Source organism: Microcystis sp. M179S2 (assembly GCF_020245805.1).
Taxonomy (GTDB): Bacteria; Cyanobacteriota; Cyanobacteriia; order Cyanobacteriales; family Microcystaceae; genus Microcystis; species Microcystis aeruginosa.
In genome coordinates, this window is record NZ_JADBUE010000291.1 from 1 (window position 1) to 24,206 (window position 24,206).

At 37.2% G+C, this 24,206-nt stretch carries 23 protein-coding genes and 1 pseudogene; 22 read left to right on the forward strand and 2 right to left on the reverse strand.

Going from position 1 to position 24,206, the window contains the following annotated elements:
- Positions 1-78, reverse strand: a pseudogene (locus IM500_RS17575) (transposase); the annotation flags it as partial.
- A gap of 663 nt (positions 79-741) precedes the next feature.
- On the opposite strand from IM500_RS17575, the gene IM500_RS17580 reads away from it, so the two are divergent.
- The 16 genes from IM500_RS17580 to IM500_RS17655 all read left to right on the forward strand — a co-directional run bounded on the left by IM500_RS17580 (position 742) and on the right by IM500_RS17655 (position 20,413).
- The gene (locus IM500_RS17580) at positions 742-2,115 is read left to right on the forward strand and encodes a phage tail sheath C-terminal domain-containing protein (RefSeq protein WP_287739166.1); all 1,374 of its coding nucleotides are present in this window, start codon (positions 742-744) and stop codon (positions 2,113-2,115) included.
- Between the two features lie 35 nt (positions 2,116-2,150).
- Positions 2,151-2,660: a hypothetical protein gene (locus tag IM500_RS17585; RefSeq protein ID WP_147069699.1), complete on the forward strand. Its 510-nt coding sequence runs from the start codon at positions 2,151-2,153 to the stop codon at positions 2,658-2,660.
- Between the two features lie 5 nt (positions 2,661-2,665).
- Positions 2,666-3,022 carry a hypothetical protein gene (locus IM500_RS17590; protein ID WP_147069701.1) on the forward strand — a complete coding sequence of 119 codons (357 nt, stop codon included), beginning with the start codon at positions 2,666-2,668 and terminating at the stop codon, positions 3,020-3,022.
- A 141-nt stretch (positions 3,023-3,163) separates the two neighbouring features.
- On the forward strand, positions 3,164-4,564 hold the full coding sequence (locus IM500_RS17595) for a hypothetical protein (RefSeq protein ID WP_287739168.1): 1,401 nt from the start codon (positions 3,164-3,166) through the stop codon (positions 4,562-4,564).
- Between the two features lie 2 nt (positions 4,565-4,566).
- Positions 4,567-5,151 carry a DNA circularization N-terminal domain-containing protein gene (locus IM500_RS17600; RefSeq protein ID WP_287739170.1) on the forward strand — a complete coding sequence of 195 codons (585 nt, stop codon included), beginning with the start codon at positions 4,567-4,569 and terminating at the stop codon, positions 5,149-5,151.
- 286 nt (positions 5,152-5,437) lie between these two features.
- Positions 5,438-9,040: a DUF4455 domain-containing protein gene (locus tag IM500_RS17605; RefSeq protein ID WP_287739172.1), complete on the forward strand. Its 3,603-nt coding sequence runs from the start codon at positions 5,438-5,440 to the stop codon at positions 9,038-9,040.
- Between the two features lie 18 nt (positions 9,041-9,058).
- Entirely contained in the window at positions 9,059-10,042 is a 984-nt protein-coding gene (locus IM500_RS17610) for a hypothetical protein (RefSeq protein ID WP_199308269.1), read from the forward strand.
- A complete protein-coding gene (locus IM500_RS17615) occupies positions 10,042-10,893 on the forward strand; it encodes a phage baseplate assembly protein V (RefSeq protein ID WP_190359228.1) in 852 nt (283 codons plus the stop codon). The genes IM500_RS17610 and IM500_RS17615 overlap by 1 nt, the downstream gene beginning before the upstream one ends.
- A 34-nt stretch (positions 10,894-10,927) precedes the next feature.
- Positions 10,928-11,497 (forward strand): hypothetical protein, encoded by a 570-nt coding sequence (locus IM500_RS17620; protein WP_190723842.1) that lies wholly within the window; start codon positions 10,928-10,930, stop codon positions 11,495-11,497.
- A gap of 14 nt (positions 11,498-11,511) precedes the next feature.
- Positions 11,512-11,910, forward strand: a complete 399-nt coding sequence (locus IM500_RS17625; RefSeq protein ID WP_147069717.1) for a contractile injection system sheath initiator — start codon at positions 11,512-11,514, stop codon at positions 11,908-11,910.
- Between the two features lie 37 nt (positions 11,911-11,947).
- Entirely contained in the window at positions 11,948-14,134 is a 2,187-nt protein-coding gene (locus IM500_RS17630; protein WP_287739175.1) for a baseplate J/gp47 family protein, read from the forward strand.
- 622 nt (positions 14,135-14,756) lie between these two features.
- The gene (locus IM500_RS17635; protein WP_287739177.1) at positions 14,757-17,093 is read left to right on the forward strand and encodes a hypothetical protein; all 2,337 of its coding nucleotides are present in this window, start codon (positions 14,757-14,759) and stop codon (positions 17,091-17,093) included.
- Positions 17,094-17,105: 12 nt separating this feature from the next.
- Positions 17,106-17,576: a hypothetical protein gene (locus IM500_RS17640; RefSeq protein WP_147072067.1), complete on the forward strand. Its 471-nt coding sequence runs from the start codon at positions 17,106-17,108 to the stop codon at positions 17,574-17,576.
- Positions 17,577-17,609: 33 nt separating this feature from the next.
- On the forward strand, positions 17,610-19,721 hold the full coding sequence (locus tag IM500_RS17645) for a hypothetical protein (RefSeq protein ID WP_287739179.1): 2,112 nt from the start codon (positions 17,610-17,612) through the stop codon (positions 19,719-19,721).
- Between the two features lie 183 nt (positions 19,722-19,904).
- Positions 19,905-20,252 carry a hypothetical protein gene (locus tag IM500_RS17650; protein ID WP_002793098.1) on the forward strand — a complete coding sequence of 116 codons (348 nt, stop codon included), beginning with the start codon at positions 19,905-19,907 and terminating at the stop codon, positions 20,250-20,252.
- A complete protein-coding gene (locus tag IM500_RS17655) occupies positions 20,249-20,413 on the forward strand; it encodes a hypothetical protein (protein WP_002793099.1) in 165 nt (54 codons plus the stop codon). Before IM500_RS17650 ends, IM500_RS17655 begins: the two co-directional genes overlap by 4 nt.
- A 245-nt stretch (positions 20,414-20,658) precedes the next feature.
- On the opposite strand, the gene IM500_RS17660 is transcribed toward IM500_RS17655, so the two are convergent.
- Positions 20,659-21,201, reverse strand: a complete 543-nt coding sequence (locus IM500_RS17660) for a Uma2 family endonuclease (protein WP_287739183.1) — start codon at positions 21,199-21,201, stop codon at positions 20,659-20,661.
- A gap of 502 nt (positions 21,202-21,703) precedes the next feature.
- On the opposite strand from IM500_RS17660, the gene IM500_RS17665 reads away from it, so the two are divergent.
- The 6 genes from IM500_RS17665 (at position 21,704) to IM500_RS17690 (ending at position 24,096) form a co-directional block, all read left to right on the forward strand.
- Positions 21,704-22,015 (forward strand): BrnT family toxin, encoded by a 312-nt coding sequence (locus IM500_RS17665; protein WP_147072056.1) that lies wholly within the window; start codon positions 21,704-21,706, stop codon positions 22,013-22,015.
- Positions 21,996-22,295 carry a hypothetical protein gene (locus IM500_RS17670; protein ID WP_174237740.1) on the forward strand — a complete coding sequence of 100 codons (300 nt, stop codon included), beginning with the start codon at positions 21,996-21,998 and terminating at the stop codon, positions 22,293-22,295. The genes IM500_RS17665 and IM500_RS17670 overlap by 20 nt, the downstream gene beginning before the upstream one ends.
- Before the next feature lie 112 nt (positions 22,296-22,407).
- Positions 22,408-22,572, forward strand: a complete 165-nt coding sequence (locus IM500_RS17675) for a hypothetical protein (RefSeq protein WP_174237741.1) — start codon at positions 22,408-22,410, stop codon at positions 22,570-22,572.
- 353 nt (positions 22,573-22,925) lie between these two features.
- The gene (locus IM500_RS17680; protein WP_147072051.1) at positions 22,926-23,342 is read left to right on the forward strand and encodes a XisH family protein; all 417 of its coding nucleotides are present in this window, start codon (positions 22,926-22,928) and stop codon (positions 23,340-23,342) included.
- Complete coding sequence (locus IM500_RS17685) at positions 23,330-23,665, forward strand: XisI protein (protein WP_190723837.1); 336 nt, start codon at positions 23,330-23,332, stop codon at positions 23,663-23,665. Before IM500_RS17680 ends, IM500_RS17685 begins: the two co-directional genes overlap by 13 nt.
- Positions 23,666-23,775: 110 nt before the next feature.
- Entirely contained in the window at positions 23,776-24,096 is a 321-nt protein-coding gene (locus tag IM500_RS17690) for a hypothetical protein (protein ID WP_190723836.1), read from the forward strand.
- Positions 24,097-24,206: the final 110 nt, after the last annotated feature.

Consider the following 24,206-nt stretch of genomic DNA (forward strand, 5'->3'; position numbering starts at 1 on the left):
AGATGTCCTAATTGCTTCATCTAGTCTCTGGTATTGTTCTGGTGTTCCGTTTTTTAACTTGGCTTCTACGACTAGCATTGATTAATCCTCGACCCTGGAGCAATTAAGTATAACACAGTTTACTTACAAATGGTAGAATTAAAATCGTGGTTCGCGGTCAATATCCTGGTCGGATTTCATCCCCCGCAAAGGTTGATGTCTTGTCGAAAAATTTAGCGGTGGCATTCATCCGACATTTAAGGTAATGTTTCTCATCAGTTGTTCTGTTATAAGAGATGCCCTTGTGTCAGGAAATCAAATCGGAGAGGGTTTTGTCAAGAGTCGAGAGAGAAATTGTATCTAAGAATAACAAAATTAGACCACACACATTTAAGCCTTTTTGTCAATGCGTAAGTGCTAATTTTTACTAAAATATTGCTTAAAACCCCTTGCCAGTAAGGACTATAGCTACAATCATGGATTTTTATCAAGGTGAAGAATTGTAAAATTTTTTCTCAGAAAAAATTAATTATTGAAAATGTTCTCAATAGTAGTTTCTACAATGAAGGTTTTTCGTCAAAACATCTTGGGGAATGTAAAAATATATAAAAGTATATGAAGAGCTGCGGAATGTCAGCTACAATTAAATCGGCTCGCTTGTGAGTTTATTCTCTGCTTGGCACGACTGCCAAGGGTGACGACGAGAGTAAACCAGGTGGCTAGGATAAACCTAAAATTTTCCCAAAATAGGAGGAACCTCTCATGGTTGAGGCCATCTTGCCGGGTACTTACATAACAGTACGAGATGAAGGACTGATTAGCGCTGGTCAGGTTGTTTCAGGAAATATCGGAATTGTTGGAACCGCAGCCAAAGGACCAGTGGATGAGGTACAAATTCTTGGTAGTTTTTCGGAAGCTAAAGCAATTTTCGGGGAAATTGATCCCGCTCGCCAACTAACCTTAATTCAAGCACTAGAGCAGATTTATAACAATGGCGGTAAGACTGTGTATGCAGTTCGTACAGCTGCTAAAGCCGCCAAAGCTACCTACAAAATCAAAGATAGCTCTGACAAAGATCTGGTGACACTAGAGGCAAAAACTCCAGGAACCTGGGGTAATGACATCAAGATCAAAATCACTGATGCTGACTCGCCTGCTAACAGCAAAAAAGTCGAGCTAACCTATCAAAATACGAAAGAAACCTATACCATTTCTAAGTCCGGCGACCTGGAACAACAAGTCAATAACCAGACTAAAGGTTCTACTTTAGTAACTGCCACTCTAGCTAAAGGCTCTTCCTCCGATACTTTGCCAAAAAACACCAGCGAAAGTGGGGAGGAATTGGCCGCAGGCTCCGATGGAGAACCGGCTAAGGAATATAAAAATAGTCTGGCACAATTGGAGAATGAACTAATAAACTTGGTTTTGCTGGCCGGACAGGATGTCACCAACCCCGAAATGGTGACAGCACTGCTGGGTCACTTGAACACAACCGCGACAATCAAGCGAGAACGGATCGGCATTATTGGTAGCGGAACCCCTGATGATGTTGACACGATCGCCGGACACCCCCTGGATAGCGATCGCCTGATTTTGGTCGCACCAGGACTACAAATCTCCCCCCAGGTTAAACTCTCAGGCGCTTACACAGCAGCAGCAGTCGCGGGCCTACTGGCATCTCTGCCAGTGCAGGCTAGTCCGACTAACAAACCTTTGACGATTCCTGGACTCGCCAAGGAGTTTTCCACCTCCCAGTTGGAAAAGCTGGTCGGGAAGCGAGTGCTGGCGATCGAGAAACGGGAGGGTTTTCGGGTGGTCAAAGGCATTACCACCGCCACCAATTCTGCTTGGCATCAGATTACCACTCGGCGGATTGTTGACTTTGCCATTTACGGGGTGCGCTCCGCCTGCGATCCCTACATTGGCAAGTTGAATAACGAACGGGTACGGGGAGCGATGAAAGCTACTCTTGATGCCTTCTTGACGCGCATGGTCCAGAATGAAGCTCTGATTAGCTATGAGTTAGCCGTCACCGCTAACCGAGTTCAGGAAATTGCCGGAGAAGCGATCGTGACCATGACCCTGCGACCGACCTTCAGCATTGACTTCATCAAAGTAACCATGTATCTCGGTTAACCCACCCATCAATTACTTCCCAGAGGAGGAAAACTATGGCCAATAACAACGTTTTTCGAGGGTCTGATGCTACCCTGGTCTTAGCTGTGGATGACAAAGCCACCGAAGAAGGAAAACTGGCGGATGGATTGATTAGTGAGTATGAGTTTTCTAATGTCGTGGGACGACTGCGAAATGTACAGGTGAACGTCCACAATGAGATCAGACCCTATCACGAAATTGGCAAGCGCTTTCCTACTGAACTTCGTCCAGGTAATGTTGATGTTTCAGGCTTTGCTGAACGCGCTCACATTAACGGCGCACTCTTGCGGTTATTGTTAGGTGATGCGGCAAAAAGTCCACCGCCAGCAGACCCGATTCCCCAGCCAACTTTCAACATCGTCATCAATTTAAAAAATCCCGCACTCCCCAGCAACAGCAGCAAACTCGTACTATTTGGGGTCAAGTTTGAAAAGTGGAGTTTCAGTTTGCCAGAAGATGATTTTATCATGGAAGGGGTTACTTTCCGCGCTTTACGGATCAGCAGCGAAGAAACCGCAGGCTAACAATTATGGCTGAAATTTCCCTGACTCCAGAAGACCTGTTAGCGGGTGCTTCTGTCACTTTTGATATTGCTATCCCAGTCAGTATTTTGCATCCAGGCGAACTGGATACTTCAGCCGATAAATTCCCAGAGTCGAGGCGAATTGTCCAGATTCGTCCTCTGACTATTGGGAGATTTCAATTAATCATGAAGGCTTCTCGACAGGATGCAGGATTAATTCCCCTTTTAATGATTAAAGAATCCTTAGTTGAGCCGACTTTATCCTTGGAACAAGTTAAACAACTCCCTTTAGGATTGGTCAATTTTTTAATTGACAATATCCGCGAAATTAGTGGTTTAACAGGAAAAAAAAATCTTTCTTAGATGTTAGTCAGTCCCCTTGGGTACAAGCAGCTTATATCCTCGCTAGGGAATTTGGTTGGACTCCCCAACAAGTACAAACAATGACAATGGCGCAAGTTTCTCTATATTTACAAATGATCGCTGAGGATTCAACCAAAAACCATGAATGATGATTTTCTAGTCAGCCTCGGTTTAGAATTATGCCAAGAGTTTCAAGAATGGAATTACTCTTTAATTGACGATTGGCTTAATAGTATAGAGCTTTTAGAAAAAGACCTGCAACCTATAGCAAGATTGCACCTTGCTATAGAAGATTTATCGGAAATAACTGATTTATGTAGAGATTGGGAGGCTTGGCTAACTGCTGATTTTGTCCCATCTTTAAGGTCTAAAAATGGGGAAATGTCTTCTCTTGAAAGGGATAGTTCCCCATTTGACCTAGGGGGAAATACTTCTTCTTTCATGTCATTTTCTCGTCAATCTTTGGCTTCAGCTTCTGATTATACTCAACCCAATCCAAGAGTAAGAACAAGCAATTATCCGCCTTTACAAAAGGAGCAAGAAAATTCATATAACATTCGTCAAAAGAAACATAGAAGTTTTGATGATAATCATCAAGCTAATAATATTTATCCGCAAAATAACGCAACGAAAAGCCAGCAAGAATTAACCGGTTTAGTTAGGGATATATCAGCAGAAAATTTACCCGTAGATTCAGATAATCTCAATTTGGAAACAACCCCTTGGCAAAATTCTCAACAAAAGACTGAAATTGAGTCAAATAATCCCTCACCGAAAAACTGGCAAGAATTAACGGATTTAGTTAGGGATATATCAGGAGAAAATTTACCCTTAAACTCAGATAATCTCAATTTGGAAACAAACCGTTGGCAAAATCCTCAACAAAAGACTGAACCGAAAAACTGGCAAGAATTAACCGATTTAGTTAGGGATATATCAGCAGAAAATTTACCCGTAGATTCAGATAATCTCAATTTGGAAACAACCCGTTGGGAAAATTCTAGACAAAAGACTGAAATTGAGTCAAATAATCCTTCACCGAAAAACTGGCAAGAATTAACTGATTTAGTTAGGGATATATCAGGAGACAATTTACCCTTAGATTCAGATAATCTCAATTTGGAAACAACCCCTTGGCAAAATTCTGGACAAAAGACTGAAATTGAGTTAAATAATCCTTCACCGAAAAACTGGCAAGAATTAACTGATTTAGTTAGGGATATATCAGGAGACAATTTACCCTTAGATTCAGCAACAGCGGCTGATATTATCTCTCAGCCTGCTGAGATGTTAACAATTCCACCTCAACTTTTACAGCAATCCAGAGAAAAATTATATCATCAAATCAATAATATTAACAGTAACTTTTCTAATATTAAAGAAACAGAATTAGAAATCAATAAACAGGAATCTGAAAATCAATCTTTCAATCAACACCATAGCCTGCAAGATACTGAACAACAAGCAATCGATCTAGATTATATTCTAGAAACTCTACAAACAAAAATCAATCAAGAGTACCGACGATTTTATGGAGGTTAAATATGGCAATTGAAATCGCAGGAATTCCACTGAATCGAGTACATAAAATCGAGACAATCGAGCAAAATAACTTTGTCTATCACCAAATTCCAGGAAAACAGGGAAACCTAGTCCAGAATTTTGGTAGAGATTCGGTAAAATTACAAATCAAAGGCATTTTTTATGGCAATAAATACTTGGCTGATTTAGAGAAATTAAGAAAAATTTACAAAGAGCAAAAACCAGTTGAATTTATTGCTGAAATTATCGGACAATCCTATTTTAGTCAAGTCATTTTAGAAAGGTTTGCCGTTGTTCAATCTGCCACAGATCCCGATCAATTTAGCTATACTTTAACCTTAGCTGAATATGTCCCTCCAACTCCCAGTCAAGCATTTGCACAAGGGGCTTCTGTTGATGCTAATATTAAAGCAGATGCTGCTAGTTTTATGACCGTTGCTATGCTACCAGATGCTTTACAATTTGGTTCAATTCCAGCAATTACTAATCCGATAGAACCATTAAAAGCTTCTCTCGATCCTATCAAAGAAGCAACTAGCACTCTTGATGGTAATCTTAGTGATTTAAAATCACTCTTTAACCTTTAGGGAAAATATAGCGTTTTTTAGTATTTTTGAGATTTTCCTCCCACACTTTCTACACTCCCCTCCCCCTTATAACTTTATTGACAGTCCCCCGACACCTGCTATAATGATTACCATCGGTTTTGATAACAGTTCCATTTTCCCTGAAATCCTTGATGTCCTAAGACTTTTCAAAGAATCGGGGATTAGCTCTAAGTCTCGCACTGTATCACCTAACTGTCAGCGCAGAAAAAATGTGACGATTTGTGTCAGACGCTCGGATTATTAACCATTACTTTAAATAAAAATTATGAGTTTAGCAATTCTCGATCAAATCCAAACCCTTGATGTAGATTCACAAGCAACTTTTGCGGAAGCGGGAAACCCTTTTACCGATTCTCAGAAATTAGTTAAGGATAATTTAGGGGGAAAAGTTACCCCTCTTTTTTCCTCAGATTTAACCAATAGCTTTGATCAAGTAACTCAACTTACTAGCAAGCCGATAGAGATCCCTACAGCACCTTTTTCTGTGGGTGAAATTCAAACACAGGTTACGGGAAAATTAGGCGATATTTCTAGCATTAGTATAGACACTTTAACCCAGTCAATCCCAGCTAACCCCGGCGCAGATACTTTTAAAGGATTAGCTGTCACAGATCAAGTTAATAGTTCTCTTAGTAATTTAACTTCATCTATTACTGGTAATGCTAATTTTGGTCAACTTGGTATTTCCCAAAATCAATCAACTCCCTTTGACGAGTTTCAAGAGTTTCTCAATAATGCTCAAGCTTTTCCGGGTAAAGTTTTAGATGCTATTATTAAAGCCTTTAAAAATTTTATTGATAAATTATCTAATCCAGACGAATGGTTAGATAGGCTTAGTTCTGAGGCTTTAACTGAAATTTTTGTTGAACAAATTCAAGAACTTAATTATATCTTACCCAATGGAGCGATTCAACTCTATACCTTACAACTTAATCAACAGAACCAACTTTATAAAGATTATCAAAATTTTCTGAAATCTCTCGATCCTAAAAATTTAAGCCGCGCCAAAATTATACCCTTAAGACAACAAATCAAAAGCTGGTTATCGGAGGTTAACTCTCAAGGAGAACAGATTAATTTAGCAGTTAAAAATCTTAACTCTTTTGATATTGATAAGTTTTCTACGCTTTTGACAAATCTTCCCAATAGTGGAGGGGGACAAATTGAAACTCTTTCCAAAATGTTTCAAGGTATAGAAAATTTTGTCAACAGTTTAAACGAAAGGATTACGACAGTCACAGAACAACTAAAAACCTTCATTACAAACATTCAAGATTTAATTGATCAGGCTATTACCAAAGTCAGCGAAATCGGGAACAAGATTTTAAAAGCGATCGCCGATAAAATTGAACAAGCGGGAAAAGCTTTAGATCAGGTTCAAGCTTATCTGACTAATACGATTGATAAATTAGTTGATTTTGTTGAACAAACAGCAGCAAAATCTGATGAAATTGTTAAACCTTTAAAGCAAGCGATCAATCAATTTGCTAATACTGCGGTACAAGGTATTGAAACAGTAGCGCAACAAATTAAACAGACAACTCAAACAATTGAGAAATCTTTAGATGAAGTAAATAAAAAAATTACTACTGAACTTAGTCAGGAACAATTGAAAGCAAAAATCAAAGAACTTCTGGGTAAAGTAACAGGTGTTTTACAGAGTCAACCGGTTAAAGATGCTTTAAATAAAGCTGATCAAGGTATCGATCAAGTGGTGGCTGCTTTACAGAAAGTTTCCCTTGAACCTGCTTTTCAATTGGCAGTTACTCAAACCAATAAATTAGAACTAGAACTCAAAAAGATAGATGTTTCTACCATGGGGACGGCACAAAAAACCGCCTTAAAAGTAGGAGTCAAAATTCTCCAAGAAATTGATGTTCCCGGGGTAGTTAATCCAGAATTAACAGCAGCCTTTGATTCTCTGTTATATCCGGTTGTTGGTTTAGTAGATTCAATTCAGGGAGAAATTAAACAAGTTGATGAACAAGTTAAATCTTTTGCTCCCGGAACCTTAGTTAAGACTTTTCTTGATACTTATATTCAATCTCTAGTGACGGAACTCAATAAATATAAACCTTCTGTACTTTTAGAGACAGTTAAAGAACTGTATGAAACCTTACTAGAAAAGTTAGAAATTTTGAATCCTAATCAGCTTTTAGAACGCTTAGAAGAACTTTATGAAAAATTACTGGCAGTTGTTGACTCTCTCTCTCCTGAAAAACTCACACAGTTCTTGACGGAAAAGCTAAATGCACTGAAAAGCATCTTAGATAACTTACCAGTTGAACAACTGATCAATAAAGTTATTGAAGCCATCGGTGATGTGGAAAAATTGTTAAGCGGTTTAGGATTAGACAATGTGTTAAATTCTGGTTTTTGGCAAACTTTAGAAGAAATTTTGAGCCTTAACCTCCAAGAACAAATTCAACAAGTAGATACTATTAAAGCGAAAATTCTAGAACGGGTTAATAACATTGATGAAACTAAGTTGAGTGCTGCGTTAACTAGCTTACGTACTAATCTTACCAACTATGCAACCGATCCTAACATTGCGATCAGTAACGCCATGAATGAGTTAAACCAAGCTTGGGAAAACTATCAAAAGGCAGCCGATAATTTTGCTGCTGAATGGAATCGCAGCAAGCCACTTTTAGATAATTTTAATCCACCGGCGGAATTTGCGGTAGATTATCGAGACTTGTTAACTCGTATGACTGATTTACGTCAAAGATTAGTCACTGCAAAAGTCACCAACGATCCTGGTACAAAAGCTCTAACTCCTTTGTCAAATCCAACCAGAGAAAAGTTAGACAACTTACTGAAAAGTTCTACAGCGCGAAGTGATGAACAAATTATTGCTGATTTGAAAAAAGTCATTCCCAATGAAATCGAATCTCAGTTGACAGGTCCGCTCAAAAGGATTCTTAGTACCTTGGATGAAATTCTTGCTCAACCCCGTACTATCCTAGCAGAAATTAAGAAAGTCATTCAACGCTTGCAATCTGCTCCTACAGAAATCGCCAACATTCTGAAAAATTTAACCGCTGATTTTGGTAAACTTATTCGAGATTCGATCAATAAAGTTAAAACTGCTATTGATGGTACTGTAAATAAAATTATTGATTCCCTGGAAACAATTTACAAAGAGATTGTTGATAAACTCAAAGAACTAAGACCTTTGCTGATTCTAAATTCTTTCTATGATGTCAGTGATTTTAAAGGTGGTACTGTGGTACATCTCTTGACAAAATTACGGCGTAAAGAGCCATTGGATGCAGTTTCAGCCTACTTCTGGACAACTCTCAATGAAACGCAAAAAGCCTTGCTAGAAAATGCTGATCCTAACCAACCAGGAACGCAAAAAGCTCTTTTTAATGCTCTCAATAAATTACTAACAGATGTAAATTTCTACGGAACTGAACGCTTCAAATTAGTTGCTGAAAATCTTCCCCAAGAAGCTAAAGATTTAATTGCTAAACCCCAGCGCAGCGAACTAGAAACTATCCGCTTAAATCGGTTACTGCTAGAAACCGCTTATCCTCAAGAAATAATTCTGAGCTTACAATCAATTTATCCATTCTTCTTAGGAAAATTGAAGGAAATTTATCCCACCGAAATAGTCAAAAAACTAGATCAACTTCATGCTAACATTGTCAAACTCATCCTTGATATTCCTAAAGCTTTAGAAGATGCACTTAATGATGAATATCAAAAAGTAGTAGCTGCTTATCAAGAAATACGCCAGAAAATTGACCGTATTTTTAAAGCTTTAATTGAACGACTATATGGTTTAGAAAGTGAATTGGGTATCGGTTTAGAAGATGTCAGTGATGCTTACCGAAGTTTGTTAGTAGCTATTCCCGTTTAAGGAGGTTAAACTAAATTTATGAATCAACCTCTACAAGTTAACTATAAAGTAACGATTGGTACTACCACTTATACGGTTGATGATTCATCGTTGGTTTTAAACTTGCGGGTAAGTTCTTCATTGAATATTCCTGTAAATTTATGTCAGATTTCCCTCATTCTTGCTGATTCGTTGGCTCCCTCTCTTGATGAATCGATAACAGTTAAATTAGGAAGTAATTCTCAATTAAGTCAGGTTTTTCAAGGTAAAATTAGCCAGATAAAATGGCAGGTTGATCAGGTAAATATTGAAGCTATGAGTAGTTTTAGTAGCTTGACGAAGGCAAAATTTAACCTCCTCTATGAAAAGTCCTTTGCTGGAGATATAGTAAAAAATATTGCTCAAAATATATTGGGGTTGAAAGTTAAGCAAGTTGACAATGGGATTAAATTTCCTGTCTATGTTATCGGAAATCAGCACACAGTTTATGAAAATTTACAAATCTTAGCTCAGAAATGCGGCTTTGATCTGTATGCTAATATTGAAGACCAATTAGTTTTTGCTCCCTATAAAACCTCAAAAAAACATAAATTTGAGTATGGCATTAATCTTCTTGCTTGGGAACAGATGGAGGAAAATCCCTTGCAATCTGGGGTAGAAGTTTATGGGGAAAGTCCCGCTAGTCAGGGACAAGGGGAAAAAGCTGTATCTTGGCTCACTAAAAAAGAGGTTAAAGGAACTGATGGCAAAAAATCTCCAGCAACTTTGCAACTAGAAGATTCTACTGCTAGAACTCAAGATATTGCCAACAAAATTGCTAAAGCTTACTTAAACAAATACCAGAAAAAACAAAAAGGAGTGATTAAAGTTGTGGGGGAACCTGAAGCTAAATTAGGCGACGGTGTTGAAATTGCTAAAATGCCAATATCGTCGCTTAATGGTACTTTTAAGATTACGGGAGTAGAACATTATTTATCTCGTCACAAGGGATTTTATACTACTATTCACTGGGAGGAAGTCTAATGGATTCAATTGTCGGCGTAATGAAAAAAGTTGCTCAACAGGAAGCACAAAAAATCTACACTACTGAACTTGGTATTGTTACTGCAATTTTTCCTCATTCAGCAGAAAATGATCAAGATAATTATCAATGTTCAGTAAAATTGAAAAATAAAAGGCAACCAGACGGAACTGATTTTGAACTCAGGAAAGTTCCCCTTGCTACTCCCCATTTAGGATGGGTAAATATTCCCAAAGTTGATGACCTGGTTTTGGTTACTTTTATTGGGGGTGATCTCAATTCTCCTGTGATTATTGGTCGTTTATACAATGATCAAGATCAGCCACCTGTCAACCAAGAGCAAGAATTTTTATTACAACATCCTCTGGAAAATGGTAGTCAAATTAAGATTGATAAAGATAGTGTGATTACCATTACCAGTAAAGATGAAAAAAGCATTGTGACAGTGAAGGATAAAGAAATCACAACAACTAATGAGAAATGCGAAATTAATCTTAATGATGGCGATATGACCTTAAAAACTCAACAGTGTAATATTGTTCTTAAAGGGACGACTTTGACGATTGATAATGGGACTTGTAAAATTGAAATTGCCAGTGGAGGAATTACTATTGATGCAGCAAGTAGTAATCTGACTTTGAAAAGTTTAGGTGGGATAAAAATTGGCGATGCTGCTACTTCTAGTATCCAAGTTGGGGGGAGAGTTCCCGCCAATGCGATCGCCGACAATGATGACATTTTGTTAACAACTCATACCCATCTGGGAAATTTAGGTGCGCCTTGTCCGATTCTGGTTCCGACTGAAAAAATTAACTCAATTCAAGCTAAAGCAAGAAATACAAAAGTAGGATAATTAACTAAGTAAAATTGACAAAGAGGCTTAAATCATGGTCAGACTTAAAGGCGCAAACAGCGATTATGAATATTCAAGTCAAACTGATGGAATTGTTGACAAAACGACAGAAAGACCAGAGCTTTTTCTTCAGATTTTTATCTGTCCCTATGATATGCCTAGTCGCATCGAAAAACCCCATAATGGTAAATGGTGCATAGGCACAGATCAGAATTGTCCCCACGAAGGGAATAAATCCGGTCATGCTCTTATCAATCTACATCAAAAGGAGGGAATTTCTTTAATTACTGACAACAATAATAAACTCTCAGTCACTCAGGAGGGTAATATTGAACTCATCCCCGCTAGTGGAAAAGTTATCATTAAAAGGGATAAAAAACCGAGTTGTTCTTTAACCCTGTTAGATCAAGGATTAGAAATCAAGCTAGAAAATGGCGCAGCAATTCGTTTTGATTTAGCCGGTAACATTGAATTAAGTCCTGCTGTCAATAAAACAGTGACGGTTAAAGGCAATCTTACCGTAGAAAAGGAAATTACTGGAAAACTTTCCTCCGCCATAAAACAGGAATTAATTCAGGAAATTAAGCAAAGCTTAAATAAATAATCAGGGGTTAGAATATGACCAGTATCAATACTTTTGATCTGCAATTAACACCGGGGGAACTAGGACAAAAACAAGATCTTAATCGAGTTGATGGACGAAAAAATCTAGCACAAGCTATTGTTAATAGATTTTATACTCGTCGGGGAGAATTGACAAAATTAGGACATCCATCCTATGGATCTCGCCTTTATTTATTAATGGGAGAACCCAATAATATTCGTACCCGTAAGCTTGCAGAACTTTATATCAGAGAATGCTTAGAGCAAGAATCTCGGATTGCTGAAATCAAGGAAATTAGATTTGAACCACCTTCTCGCGACTTAGATAAACGCAATGTTTTACTAACAACAATTATTTTGCAACCTGTAGGAGAATCTACCGCTCTTAACATTCAGTTAGCCATCAATCTTTAGCCATAATTATCCTTTCACCAACACCGAGAATTAGATTATGACTTTTGAACCGAAAAAATTTGAAGAAATCTACACCAACATGGTGCAGAAATCCCAAGAAAAAGTTCCTACTTTGACAGATTTTCAGGTAGGTAGCGTTATTCGCACCATGTATGAATCTTTTGCTTATGAAATTGGGATACTCTACGAACAATTAAATCAAGTTTATCTGTCAGCCTTTATTGATTCAGCAGAAGGTTCACAATTAGAAATGTTGGTAGCTTTGCTAGGAATTCAACGAGGATTACCAGATTTTGCCGAGGGAACCGTCACTTTTCAACGGGATTTAGGAACCGACATAATTGAAATTCCTGTGGGAACTTTAGTGACTACAGAAGACAGTGAAAAATCACCGAAAAAAGCTTATACAACTATTGAATCCCAAATTTTTCCCGCCAATTCAAAAACTCTTGATGTTAAAATTCAAGCTGTAGAACGAGGAGAAGAACAGGTGACTAAGGAGGAGACAATTAATATTATGCCTCTTCCCATTCCTGGAATTAAATCAGTCATCAATAAAAGTCCTATACAGTTTACTGGAAAAAAAACAGAAACCGATGAAGAATTACGAAAAAGAGCCAAAATTGCCCTGATTTCTTCTGGAAAAGCTTCTAATATTGCTCTGGAAAATGCACTTTTAAGTCAGCCGAGCGTTAAAGAAGTTAAACTGATTGAAAGGTTTAATGATCCTGACCAAAAATATGGTTTAGTTGACATATTTGTCGATGGCGTTGATTTTAGCAATGAAACTAAAGTTCAAAGTCTCAAAAACCAGATTGATAAAGTTAGAGCAGCAGGGGTATTTGTTCGTTTACAATCAGCTATTTTTGTTACTATAGATGCTGTATTTAAGATTGAAATTAATCCAGCTATAAAAATATCAGAAATAGAGCGCAAGACAATAGAAAAATCTGTTGAAGAAAGCATCATTAATTATATTAGTCAAACAAAAATGGGACAACCTTTGTTGTTTTCTCAACTAACTCGCCAAATTCTTTCTGTAACAAATGTCTATAATATAGAGCGTTTTGAAATTTGTACCTATGTCCCAATAGACAATGGCTCTATTCCCAGTACACCAACTCAATGTTATGCTGATAATGATTCTCGAAAGCAAATTGATATTGAGGAAGCGCAAAAAATCTATCTGCATAAGATTTGGGTAACTTCACAAGTGAAAACAGTTCCTATTGGGATTCAATTTAAAATCAATCAGGATATTAAAGCTTCTCAACAACAAGAAATTATCGATAAATTATCAGAATATTTCACAAATCTAAAATCTGGTGAATCAGTGAAAAAAGAAGATATTAAAAATAAAATTGCTGAAGCTCAAATTACTGTTGAAGATAAAGACTTGAAGTTACAAGTACAAGCTTCAGATTTATCGCCTTTAGCAGTAGTTACACCGGAAGAAATTAAATTGAGTTTTGCCGAAAAAGCAGAATTAGACGAAGCCAATCTGTTTATCTATCGTAACATTCTGCAAATTGTTGGCGCAGTTCAATTTACCCCTCCTAACAAAACTAATGATGAAGAAAAAAATCAAATCAAGAAAATAATTATTGACAGTTTGAATGCTTATTTAGAGACTCTTAAACCCGAAGAAAACGTGGATATTGATGGGTTAGAAAAAGCGGTCAAAAATGTTGTTAATGATATGCCAGTCAAGCTTGATATCAATGATTTTATTACTCTGATTAATGATCAAGAAGAATTAAGAATAAATCAAAAGCAAATTGAAGTTAAACAATGGGAAAAAGCGCAACTTGGTAATTTTTGTGTAACTAGCGAGATTGAAAGTATCAAGGTAGATATTACTAAATTAAGTTTAAAATTGGTAATTCCCAATCCTTCTCCTAGTGGCTTCAAGCAAACAGATGTGATTGAACCAATACAAAAAGCTGTTACTAAAGCCATTGAAGAATTTCCGAGGCTGGAACAAGGGAAAAACTTGTCTTATACAAGTTTGCAACAAGCTATTCTTACACCAATTAGTTCGCCGGAATTACAAAATTTATTGCGAGGCGTTACTTACGTTATCGAAAATTTTGACCTAACAGCAACTTCTCAAGCTGATAACCGCACTCAAACAAGAAATATTAACAACAATAAAGAGATTCATGTTCGTTCCGTCGAAATAATCAAAGAAATCAACCCTCCAGCAACAGTAGAAGTGAAATAACGCTAAGCACTGGAATATTTCAACTAATTAAAAACCACTCCAGACACAGAGGACACAGAGTTTTTTGATTGTGGTCAATCATCCGTACCTGATATATAGTCATTGCAAATAAGTTTGAGACATAAGTTGTAGGGGCGAAGCATTCGAGCATAACCTATCGCTGAAACCATAGATTTCTTATCCGAATGCTTCGCCCCTACGGAAGCTAACACCCTAATACCCAGTTTACTTGTTTCATTTTTAGTTGAAATAACTATAAATGCTTGCTGCAACTGGCCATACCTGCTATACTGATTTACATGGTTGTCGAGAACAGTCCCATTTCCACCGCAACCCCGCTTTTCCGCGACCCTACTCTCATCTTGTGTCCTAAACGGAGAAAACAATGGCGATTAGTGGTAGAACAGCTAGTATCATAAGTCGGTTTCCCCACTTCTATCCTCCCGAAGATCCTACGAGTTTTTTACCTCAATTTTTGGATGTTTTTGGAGAGATACTAGACGAAGTGGAGCAGGATTTAATCCGTGTCTTAAAATCTCATTTTATTAATACAGCAGACAATTTTGGTTCTCTGGGTTTCACCGCTACCCAAAAAGGAGATTTAGATAAAATCTTTGCTCTTATGTTAGCGGAATTGGGGGGAACATCCCAATTAACCACAGTCAATCCCGAATTTCAGCCTAGGGATTTTACACAAATCTCCCTATTAGTGAAAGAATTGGTTGATTCAGAAAACCCTTTATCGAGTTATATTTTTACAAAAATTAAATTATTTGAAAATACAGAAAATTTAATCAATAAATATCATGTTAACAATTCCTACTTCTCCAAGAATTTTCAATTTCAAGCATTACTAATTGTTAAGTTTATTATTGGAGAGGATGCTTTTACCAGCTATCTGCGCGATAAATTATCAGCAGAAACTAAGGAAAAATTATTCAATTATGATGGTTCAGCATCTGTTAACACCGATTTAAATCTTGTACTAATTAAAGAATTTAATAAGATTTTACAAGAAGATCGTAATCTTTATAAATACCTGCAACAAAGAAATTTACAGATCAACCTTTTACAACAAATTACTCAAGGCTTAGACCCAGTAAAAATAGTATTAGCAAAGGGATTGTATCGGCGTTTATCTCTAGACATTCAAAGAATACTTTCTCGACAAAACCCGCCTTTTCAACCTCAAGATATTACGCCTGAAATTGAGATTGACTTAAAAAATCAATTAAAAGCTTTATTTAAAAATATCTCCTTTGTCCAACAATTACTTGCTGTAATTAATCAAGCTGAAGCAGCGACTACATTTTTATCAACCCAAGCAATCAACAGTTTATTAGAAATTGGCAAAATTAGTTTATCTAGTTTGTTATCGGTTCCAGAGAATACCACCAATATAGAAATAGCCAAGCTTTCCCCCGCAGCAGAATACCTTTTATCTCAAGTCATCGTTGGAGATGATTTAATCCGACTCAATCGAATGCTATTAGAATCGGTTTATCCAGAGGAAATTCCCTCCAGTAAAACGCCGACAGCAATAGAAGTAGCTCAACAACTTGCTCAAGCTTTCAATCAGAAAATTTTAACTGATGACAAATTCTATGAAAATAATAAAGAAAGTTTTACTTTTAAAAGCTTATCTCTCGAAATACAAAGCTTGATTCAGTCTAAATCACAAATTAAACGGCTGAATCGCTTACTATTAGAAACAGCCTATCCCACTTATTTAGAAAAAAATATTACTGTCTATCGCAAACGTCTTCAACGCTTAATTGATGTTTTAAAATCTGGTGCTTCAACTAAAGAGGGAATCGTCAAAATTGTTGCTGCAAACTTAGGAATGAGTACGGATGATAGCCAAGAGATCAAACCTTGGGAATCTTACCTTTTTGACATTCCGATAACTCTAGAATCCTTTCTTAGTAAACTTACCGTACCCGCAGAACTTCAGCAAGTCTTTCGAGAAAAAGGATTAATTCTGGCATTTGGGACAACTATTGTGTTAGAGAAATCTCAACAATGTTGGTTGCTTACTGATGCCAGCCAAGGACAAGTTTATCGTATTCTTAAAAAAAATGGAACCCTTAAGGTTTATCGTCAGTTAATTCGGGTAATTGAATTTTTTCCTGAATTAGTCTTTCATAAATACACAATTCATCCTCATATTGATAAATTTGATGTCCAAAACTCTAATGCCGTTCCAGGTATTCCTGCGATTCAAATCAAGATTTTAGATAATCGTAACAATCCGCAAGGTTCTTTATCACCTTTGACGAATATTGTTCTAAAGAATATCACCAATAATCAATCTATAAAATATGAAGCAAGTCTCAATATCAATGAAATTTTATTAATCCTACCAGATGGTTCAGCTATGGTAAATGGAGTAACAATTCCTAAACCTCCACTTGTGGGAGCTATGCCGAGTTTACCTTTAGGTCAATCTGAATGGTCAATAGAAGCGGATATTGGCAACCCACAAGTTACTTTTGATCGCACTCTGTTTGACTTTTCTTTGTTTGAAAAGACTGAAAATAATCCCCTTAAATCTGAGCAACAAGCTAAATCTTATTCATTGGAGGTTACATTCTCTTTTTATCAAATAACTCCGGGAGGTTTCACCGTTAAGATTCCTTGGCAAATCCCAGGTTACAGTGATCGCTTTGACGAAAGCTTAGATCATCCACGCAATCAAATCCAAAGTTTAATTGAAAAAGTCAAAGCATCGGGAATTTGTGCCAAGATTGCTTATGAACAACAATTTCAAGAAGACCATCAAATCCAGGAAAAATTGTTATTTCAAGGAAAAGGCAAATTTTCAGAAGATCATAACATAACTGATGAATTTGATGGTCGATCTCAACAATCTTTGCGTTCTGAACAGGAAATGTCTGATACATTTTTGACCTCAGCCGTATTTGACTACACTTATTTTGATACAATTGTATTTACCTAAGGAGATCTAGCTATGGCTATCCAAGACACAATGGACATCAAAGGAAGTCTCACCATCCAAAAAAGAGACTTGAATAATCAACTGGTAGAAGAAATTCACGCTAACAATACTATTGTCACTTCTGGACGGAGATTAGTGGCTCAACTTTTTAGTAAAGACTTCAAAGACACTATTAAACCAGTTTCTCAGATTGCGATTGGAGGTAATGATAAAGCGGTCAGTGATGATGATTTACAATTAGCTCAAGAAATCTTCCGCAAAAATATAAAGCCTATTAAAGACAGTGATTTAGTTCTGTTACCTGATAGCAAAAGAATCAAACTAACAATAACGGCTGATCTTCAAGCGGGAGAAGGTAATGGAGAATTAAAAGAAGCGGCTTTATTCAATGAGGATAAAGTCATGTATAATAGGGTTATCTTTAAACCGATTAATAAAACTCCAGATTTTACCCTTACCCTGATTTGGGAAATCACCTTTTGAAATCAACTTACACTCTAATTATTGGTGACAATCATGCCATTAGCTGACACTCTCAACAGAAAACCGGGTGACATTCTCAAGTCTGATGATTGGAATATCATAATCAAAGAAATCGACCGCTTAGAAACAGCAAAAATTAATCGAGATGGAGCCGACACTCTTAAGGGACCTCTAACTATTGCTGAGTCCTTAAAAGTCAATAGTAATGTAACTATTTCTGGAAATTTATCAGTAACAAATGTCTTAGAAATTGGCACTCCACCTTTTGCCGGAAATACTGGCGGAAATCGTGATTGGATGCAAAAAGGAATCAAGATAAATTGGGATAGTGATAGTTTATTTATTGGCTTAAAAAATGAAGGAACTAACCGAAAAGATGCGGTAATTGCTTGGGGTGATGATCCACAAGATGACTTAAGATTTGTTAATGTACTAGCCGGAGGAGAGGTTCAAGGTAAAGAATTAATGAGAATTAAACCTAGTGGTAATGTGGGAATAGGAACTAATAATCCAATTGCTAGTTTAGATATTGCCTCAGCTTCTCGCACTGGAACTCATCCGACAGCCGTTAAAGGTTTATATATAACCGGTGATTTTAATGCTGATAATGATGGTGTAGAATTTCGCCATAGCAATGCTACTCAAGGAATTGGCTTTGGCTTCAATACCATTTATGCAGCAGGAAGTAATGCTAATCAAGATTTAGGATTAAAACCAAAAGGGACAGGAGAAGTTAAGGTTGCTGGAAGTTTGTCAGTTTCTGGTATTGTCAAAGCCCAAACATTAACAGTTTCTGGTGATTTATCAGTAACAGGTTCGGTTAGTTTTGGTTCACAAGTGCGTCAAATGCTTAATTTATGGTCAACTGGCTATGGAATTGGCATACAAAATATGACCCAATATTTTCGTAGCGATTACAACTTTGCTTGGTATCAAGGTGGTTCACACAATGATGCTGAATTAAATGCAGGTGGTGGAAGATCCTTGATGACTCTTGATAGCAATGGCAATCTTTCTGTTTCTGGTATTGTTAAGATTGGAAGCTTGCAATTGGGAGGTTTTACCTCTGAGGATAAGCAGGAATGGCCTATTGTAGTTTGGTATCGTAATACAGACCAAAATTGGGATGAAGGACTAATTAAACTTCCGGCTAGTCAAGGAGTTTTTAGAAAAGCAGGATTTGGTATTCATCTTCACAAGAATCGACAGTTTGGGTTTTGGTCTACTGGTCCGATTCAATTATTTGCGGTTGAGGGAGATACTGGTAATACTTATATTAGGGGTAATCTAGATTTACAAGGCTCTGCATTCCTAGGTTATGAAAGTGATATCTCCAATTTTGGTACTCCTCTTAAGTCAGGTTTTTATCAAAATGGCAGCGGCAGAGAAATCCCTGGTGATGTACCCGATACTTCCCATCCTTGGACACACTTAATAACCGCTCGTCATAGCAACACATCTAATAATCATCAATTGCAAATTGCCTCAACATTTATCAACAATGATCGACTTTTCTTTAGAAAAGTTGCGGCTGGCTTAGAAACCAATAATCCTGGTTGGAACGAAGTAGCAACAAGAGGTGGAAATACCTTTGTAGGTAATCAAATTATTAATGGGACTCTTGTTACACAACAAACCCATACCATAAAAATTGGTGTGCCTGGTGCTTCATATGGAAACGATGGTATTCGGGGAGAACCTAACCTCTGGCTTGATGCCGCAGGTACAGTTATTATCAAGAAAGGTTTTCAATCACAAGGAATGGACGTGGCTGAACGTTTTAAAGTTCTAGGTCATGGGGAAATAGGTTCTGTAATGGTAATGGATGAGCAAGAGAAAGCAATTAAACTCTGTGAGCGTGCTTATGATCCTTGTGTTGTTGGCATTATATCAGGAGAGCCAGCTTTTATTCTAGGATTAGAAACAGAACATCAACCTATTGCTCTTTGTGGAAGAGTTCCCTGTAATGTTGATGCTGATATTGCTCCTATTAAAGTGGGTGATTTATTAACAACGAGTCCCACAAAAGGTTACGCTCAAAAAGCTTTAGAAATAGCAAAAGCTACCGGAACAATTATTGGTAAAGCACTTGAGTCCTTGAGTCAAGGAAAAGGACAAATCACGGTTTTGGTGATTTTACAATAGCAATCAATTAAAATGATGTATTCAGATTGTGTAAAACCTGGCTCACCACCTTTTACGACTCATATCAGAACCGAGTGATTTACCACAACAAAAAAACTCCGTGTCCTCTGTATCTCTGTGGTGTTTCTTATTGTTACCAATAATAAGATTTTGTATCACAAATACGGGAGAGTCCCGATAACTATGTCCATTCCCCCAAAAATCCAAATTCTCATCAATCAACTTGATCGACAGTTAAACGAAATTGAACAACAAGCAGCACAAGGAATTAATCTGCTTAGAAGCTTATTGTCTTATTTCCCAGAAAATGTTATACTAATGCAGTATTTTGCTTATCTTAACACGATTCTGTTTTTCCTAGAAACAGCAAGACGACAAATCCAAACCACTATTGATACTATTTCTGATGAAGACGTGCCGAGGGAATTAATTCAAGAAGCAGGAGAAGATTTGGGAATGTTGCAAGGAAAAATCATAGAAGAAAAAATCCGCTTGCAAAGACTTATTGATTTTTTAGGAAATAACCCATGAAAAAACTGCCCGATGAAAAAACCTTATTAGCCATGCTAGAACAGTTCAAAATTGCTGAACAACAAGCGAGAGAAATTTGTGAAATATCAACAGAAGTAGCCTTAAAATATCAACAGCGAATGCGAGAACTTAGGGAAGCAAAACAACAGAGCGAACACTGAATCAGCAACAAAAAAACTCCTTGTCTTCTGTGTCTCTGTGGTGTTTATTATGATTATGTAACTGGATTTGCTATCAAGGCTGTATTGCCATAACCTTGCATATAGTCTGGATTGGTCGAAAGATATCCTGGTCTCTCCCCTACCCCAATCGAAGCTTGGGCCACTTCAAAAAATGAGCGAGGAGTAGTTTCCAGTTCAGTAGTGCTTGCTTTCTGACGTTTTGCCCAGATAAACTCTACGTTTGTTCACAGGAAAAGTCGCTCAACAGACACTAAAATATCAGGAAATGCTAGGGGTGTGATCGCTCCTTGAACAACCCTAAATTCTTCAAGGTACTGACTTCCTTGAGGATTTCTGAAGACAATCACCTGCTTGGTTGCTAAATCTAAAACCCAATATTCCTCAATTCCAGCCGTTGCATAAATTGCCAGTTTAATCTCTAAATTCTTCTTTAAGCTTGTCTCGGCAATTTCTATAATCCAGAAAATATCTTGAGAACCTGGATGGCGATCATTGTAGGATGATTCTGGTAGTCGAACAATGGCAATATCAGGTTCGGGTTCCGAGTCAGATAGGGTAATTAGTCCATTGAAACGGACATCAGCCTTGCTTGAAAGCAAATCTTCTAAATATTTTACACCTCGTTTAGCTGTAGTGTAATGAAGCGGGGTTTCTGGACTCATTTCAAAAATTTTGCCATCTAATAATTCCCAACGACGATCGCGCAGAATGCCTGCTTCAATCATCTGATGATAATCTTCTAAAGAACATTTAGCCAATGTTTTCATATAGCATTTCCCTCTGAATCAAATAGCGCTAAAGCGCAACTACGAACCTACTTTTACAAGATGTCTAATGTCAGGATTTTGCCGTGCCACATAGTTAGCGAATCCGCTGTATCAGTTATCAGCGATATAATAACATGATATAGTGTTTTCAAATAAAATGTGGAAAGACCTCTGTAGAGGCGCAAGGAACCCGCGTCCTTATCTCGTTCCACAACTCAAATGTAAACGCTATAGCAAATCTAAATGATTCGTGAACCTCCTCTGTTCCCCATGTATGATAATGATCGTGTCGATCAATCACAGTGCGATCGCATATCTTATCAGTTGGAGGGAAATATATCTAGCTTGATCAAATGGCCAAAGAACTAAACATTAGCTGTCAGGCTGTGATTAAATAATAATAATAGCGATCACTTTAAACGCCTTATACCTAAAGGAACATGAAGGAACAACCAGAAAAACGCCTCGCTGTCAGGAATGTCAATGCTCTTTAAATAAATCTATGAATGTTGTCTATCAACTACAAGGCGTTGAATTTGAGTGGGATAGTCATAAAGCTCAGATTAATTTGGAAAAACATGGCATTAGCTTTGAGGAAGCAACAGAGGCGTTTTTTGACCCCTTTTACCAAGAAGGAGAAGCAACCCCCCAGAATGTTACCAATAGTGAACAACGTCGGTTTATTCTCGGTTATTCTTTAGAACAGCATCTTTTGTTAGTTATCTATGTAGAAAAAGGAAAAAGAAACCGGATAATTTCTGCTCGTCAAGCTACTAGAAATGAAAGGAAACTCTATGAACAAACCAGAAGATGAATATAGCTTAAAACTGCATCCCCGTCTTGAAGAGACAATCTCTCTGGATATTCCAAAAGACACCTTAGCCGCCATCAAAAAAGTAGCTGCTAATCGAGATATGTCTTATGAAGCACTGCTGAAGCTGTATATTGGACAAGGACTAAGACAGGATTTAACCAAATTGTTTTCTAACCGTATATTAGAAACAACAGCACAGGTTTTAGCCAAGCATATTGACTCAGAAGCAGAAATATCGAATATCATAGAAGAAATCCTTGCTCAAACAACTTATCACTAAAGCAACAGGAAAGAACAAATCAAAGAACGTATCCAGTCCCAAGCATTAAATCGCTCAACCCAACCTACAAGCTTTACTTGCAAAGACTTATTGATTTTTTAGGAAATAACCCATGAAAAAACTGCCCGATGAAAAAACCTTATTAGCTATGCTAGAACAGTTCAAAATTGCTGAACAACAAGCGAGAGAAATTTGTGAAATATCAACAGAAGTAGCCTTAAAATATCAACAGCGAAGGCGAGAACTTAGGGAAGCAAAACAACAGATCTCTCACTGAATCAGCAACAAAAAAACCTCCGTGTCCTCTGTGTCTCTGTGGTGTTTATTATGATTATGTAACTGGATTTGCTATCAAGGCTGTATTGCCATAACCCTGCATATAGTCTGGATTGGTCGAAAGTTAGCTCCCGCAGGGGCGAAGCATTCGGATAAGAAATCTACGGTTTCAGCGATAGGCTATTGCCCGAATGCTTCGCCCCTACAAACTCTAAACTAATTTAATTTTAGCTTTTCCTAGTCCAGCAGTGAACTGACACAGCTAAAATGATATATTAGGATTGTGCAGAAACCCGAAACTCCTAAGACCTTTTTGGTGATTTGTAATGACTAGACAGAGTTAGAATACAAGTAATGGCCGCCAAAGACTTATTCCATCAGGCTGTGAAACAAGCACTCCTAAAACAGCAGTGGGTAATTACAGCAGATGCACTGAAAATTAAGATTGAGGGAGTGAGATTTGAGATCGATCTAGCAGCAGAAAAGATATTGGCTGCTCAGAAAGAAGAACGCAAAATTGCTGTTGAAATTAAAAGTTTTATTAATAACTCGGTACTCAATGATTTTCATGTTGCCTTGGGTCAGTTTTTAAACTATCGACTTGCTCTACAAATGAGCGAATCGGAGCGGACACTATATCTAGCAGTACCATTTGATACTTTTGACTCTTTTTTTCAAGAACGGTTTGTTCAAGAAGCATTAAAAATATATCAAGTCAAGCTGATAGTTTACGAACCACAAAAGGAGATAATTCTTGTATGGAAAGAATAGATTATTACCGTCAATGTATCCGTCAGCTACTCACTGAAAAATCAGCAAAAGAAGCCGACAATCCAGATATTGAATGTCAATTAATCTTTGATAGAGAAAATGACCACTATCAGTTACTAGATATAGGCTGGCAGGATCTAAAAAGAGTTTATAATTGTTTCGTACATTTAGATATAAAGGAGGGAAAAATTTGGATTCAGCGCAATATGACTGAGACAGATATTGCCAAAGAATTAGTAGAAATGGGTGTATACAAGGAAGATATTATCTTGGGTTTGCATCCAAGCTATAAGCGCCCTTATACAGGCTATGGAGTCGCCTAAGCTGTTCATCATTATAATATAATACAGCAGCAAAAAAACTCCGTGTCCTCTGTGTCTGGAGTGGTGTTTATTAGAATTTTATTTAACCTAATAAAAGGCGGTGAGTGTCAATGGTTTATAGCAATTTCAAGTTAGATGAATTAGTAAAACTTGTTGATTTAACCATTCGGGAACCCTCTGAATTATTCACCTCTATTCCAGAAGTAGAGTCTAGTGAACATTTAATAACAAACCTCCAGGAAACAGTCGATTTAGCAGTAGCTATCAACACCGAAAAAGCTCGTTCAGAAATGATTATTGCTCCCGTCCTATTAGAGTTGCGAAGGAAATTAAAACACCAAATTAGTCTATTTTCTGGAGTTGATTTTACTGTCGACGGTGTTTGCGACTTTATTATCAGTAAAAATCCAGAACAGTTATTGATTTGTTAGCCAATTGTCACAATTGTCCAGGCGAAAAATGAAAACTTAAACTCAGAATTTGGTCAGTGTATTGCTGAAGGGATCGCCGCTCAAATCTTCAACCAACAGGAAGGTAATAA

Excerpts from the sequence above, each read along its gene's own strand:
- IM500_RS17580 (WP_287739166.1), top strand. The coding sequence starts at position 742 with ATGGTTGAGGCCATCTTGCCGGGTACTTACATAACAGTACGAGATGAA.
- IM500_RS17585 (WP_147069699.1), top strand. The coding sequence starts at position 2,151 with ATGGCCAATAACAACGTTTTTCGAGGGTCTGATGCTACCCTGGTCTTA.
- IM500_RS17590 (WP_147069701.1), top strand. The coding sequence starts at position 2,666 with ATGGCTGAAATTTCCCTGACTCCAGAAGACCTGTTAGCGGGTGCTTCT.
- IM500_RS17595 (WP_287739168.1), top strand. The coding sequence starts at position 3,164 with ATGAATGATGATTTTCTAGTCAGCCTCGGTTTAGAATTATGCCAAGAG.
- IM500_RS17600 (WP_287739170.1), top strand. The coding sequence starts at position 4,567 with ATGGCAATTGAAATCGCAGGAATTCCACTGAATCGAGTACATAAAATC.
- IM500_RS17605 (WP_287739172.1), top strand. The coding sequence starts at position 5,438 with ATGAGTTTAGCAATTCTCGATCAAATCCAAACCCTTGATGTAGATTCA.
- IM500_RS17610 (WP_199308269.1), top strand. The coding sequence starts at position 9,059 with ATGAATCAACCTCTACAAGTTAACTATAAAGTAACGATTGGTACTACC.
- IM500_RS17615 (WP_190359228.1), top strand. The coding sequence starts at position 10,042 with ATGGATTCAATTGTCGGCGTAATGAAAAAAGTTGCTCAACAGGAAGCA.
- IM500_RS17620 (WP_190723842.1), top strand. The coding sequence starts at position 10,928 with ATGGTCAGACTTAAAGGCGCAAACAGCGATTATGAATATTCAAGTCAA.
- IM500_RS17625 (WP_147069717.1), top strand. The coding sequence starts at position 11,512 with ATGACCAGTATCAATACTTTTGATCTGCAATTAACACCGGGGGAACTA.
- IM500_RS17630 (WP_287739175.1), top strand. The coding sequence starts at position 11,948 with ATGACTTTTGAACCGAAAAAATTTGAAGAAATCTACACCAACATGGTG.
- IM500_RS17635 (WP_287739177.1), top strand. The coding sequence starts at position 14,757 with ATGTTAGCGGAATTGGGGGGAACATCCCAATTAACCACAGTCAATCCC.
- IM500_RS17640 (WP_147072067.1), top strand. The coding sequence starts at position 17,106 with ATGGCTATCCAAGACACAATGGACATCAAAGGAAGTCTCACCATCCAA.
- IM500_RS17645 (WP_287739179.1), top strand. The coding sequence starts at position 17,610 with ATGCCATTAGCTGACACTCTCAACAGAAAACCGGGTGACATTCTCAAG.
- IM500_RS17650 (WP_002793098.1), top strand. The coding sequence starts at position 19,905 with ATGTCCATTCCCCCAAAAATCCAAATTCTCATCAATCAACTTGATCGA.
- IM500_RS17655 (WP_002793099.1), top strand. The coding sequence starts at position 20,249 with ATGAAAAAACTGCCCGATGAAAAAACCTTATTAGCCATGCTAGAACAG.
- IM500_RS17660 (WP_287739183.1), bottom strand. The coding sequence starts at position 21,201 with ATGAAAACATTGGCTAAATGTTCTTTAGAAGATTATCATCAGATGATT.
- IM500_RS17665 (WP_147072056.1), top strand. The coding sequence starts at position 21,704 with ATGAATGTTGTCTATCAACTACAAGGCGTTGAATTTGAGTGGGATAGT.
- IM500_RS17670 (WP_174237740.1), top strand. The coding sequence starts at position 21,996 with ATGAACAAACCAGAAGATGAATATAGCTTAAAACTGCATCCCCGTCTT.
- IM500_RS17675 (WP_174237741.1), top strand. The coding sequence starts at position 22,408 with ATGAAAAAACTGCCCGATGAAAAAACCTTATTAGCTATGCTAGAACAG.
- IM500_RS17680 (WP_147072051.1), top strand. The coding sequence starts at position 22,926 with ATGGCCGCCAAAGACTTATTCCATCAGGCTGTGAAACAAGCACTCCTA.
- IM500_RS17685 (WP_190723837.1), top strand. The coding sequence starts at position 23,330 with ATGGAAAGAATAGATTATTACCGTCAATGTATCCGTCAGCTACTCACT.
- IM500_RS17690 (WP_190723836.1), top strand. The coding sequence starts at position 23,776 with ATGGTTTATAGCAATTTCAAGTTAGATGAATTAGTAAAACTTGTTGAT.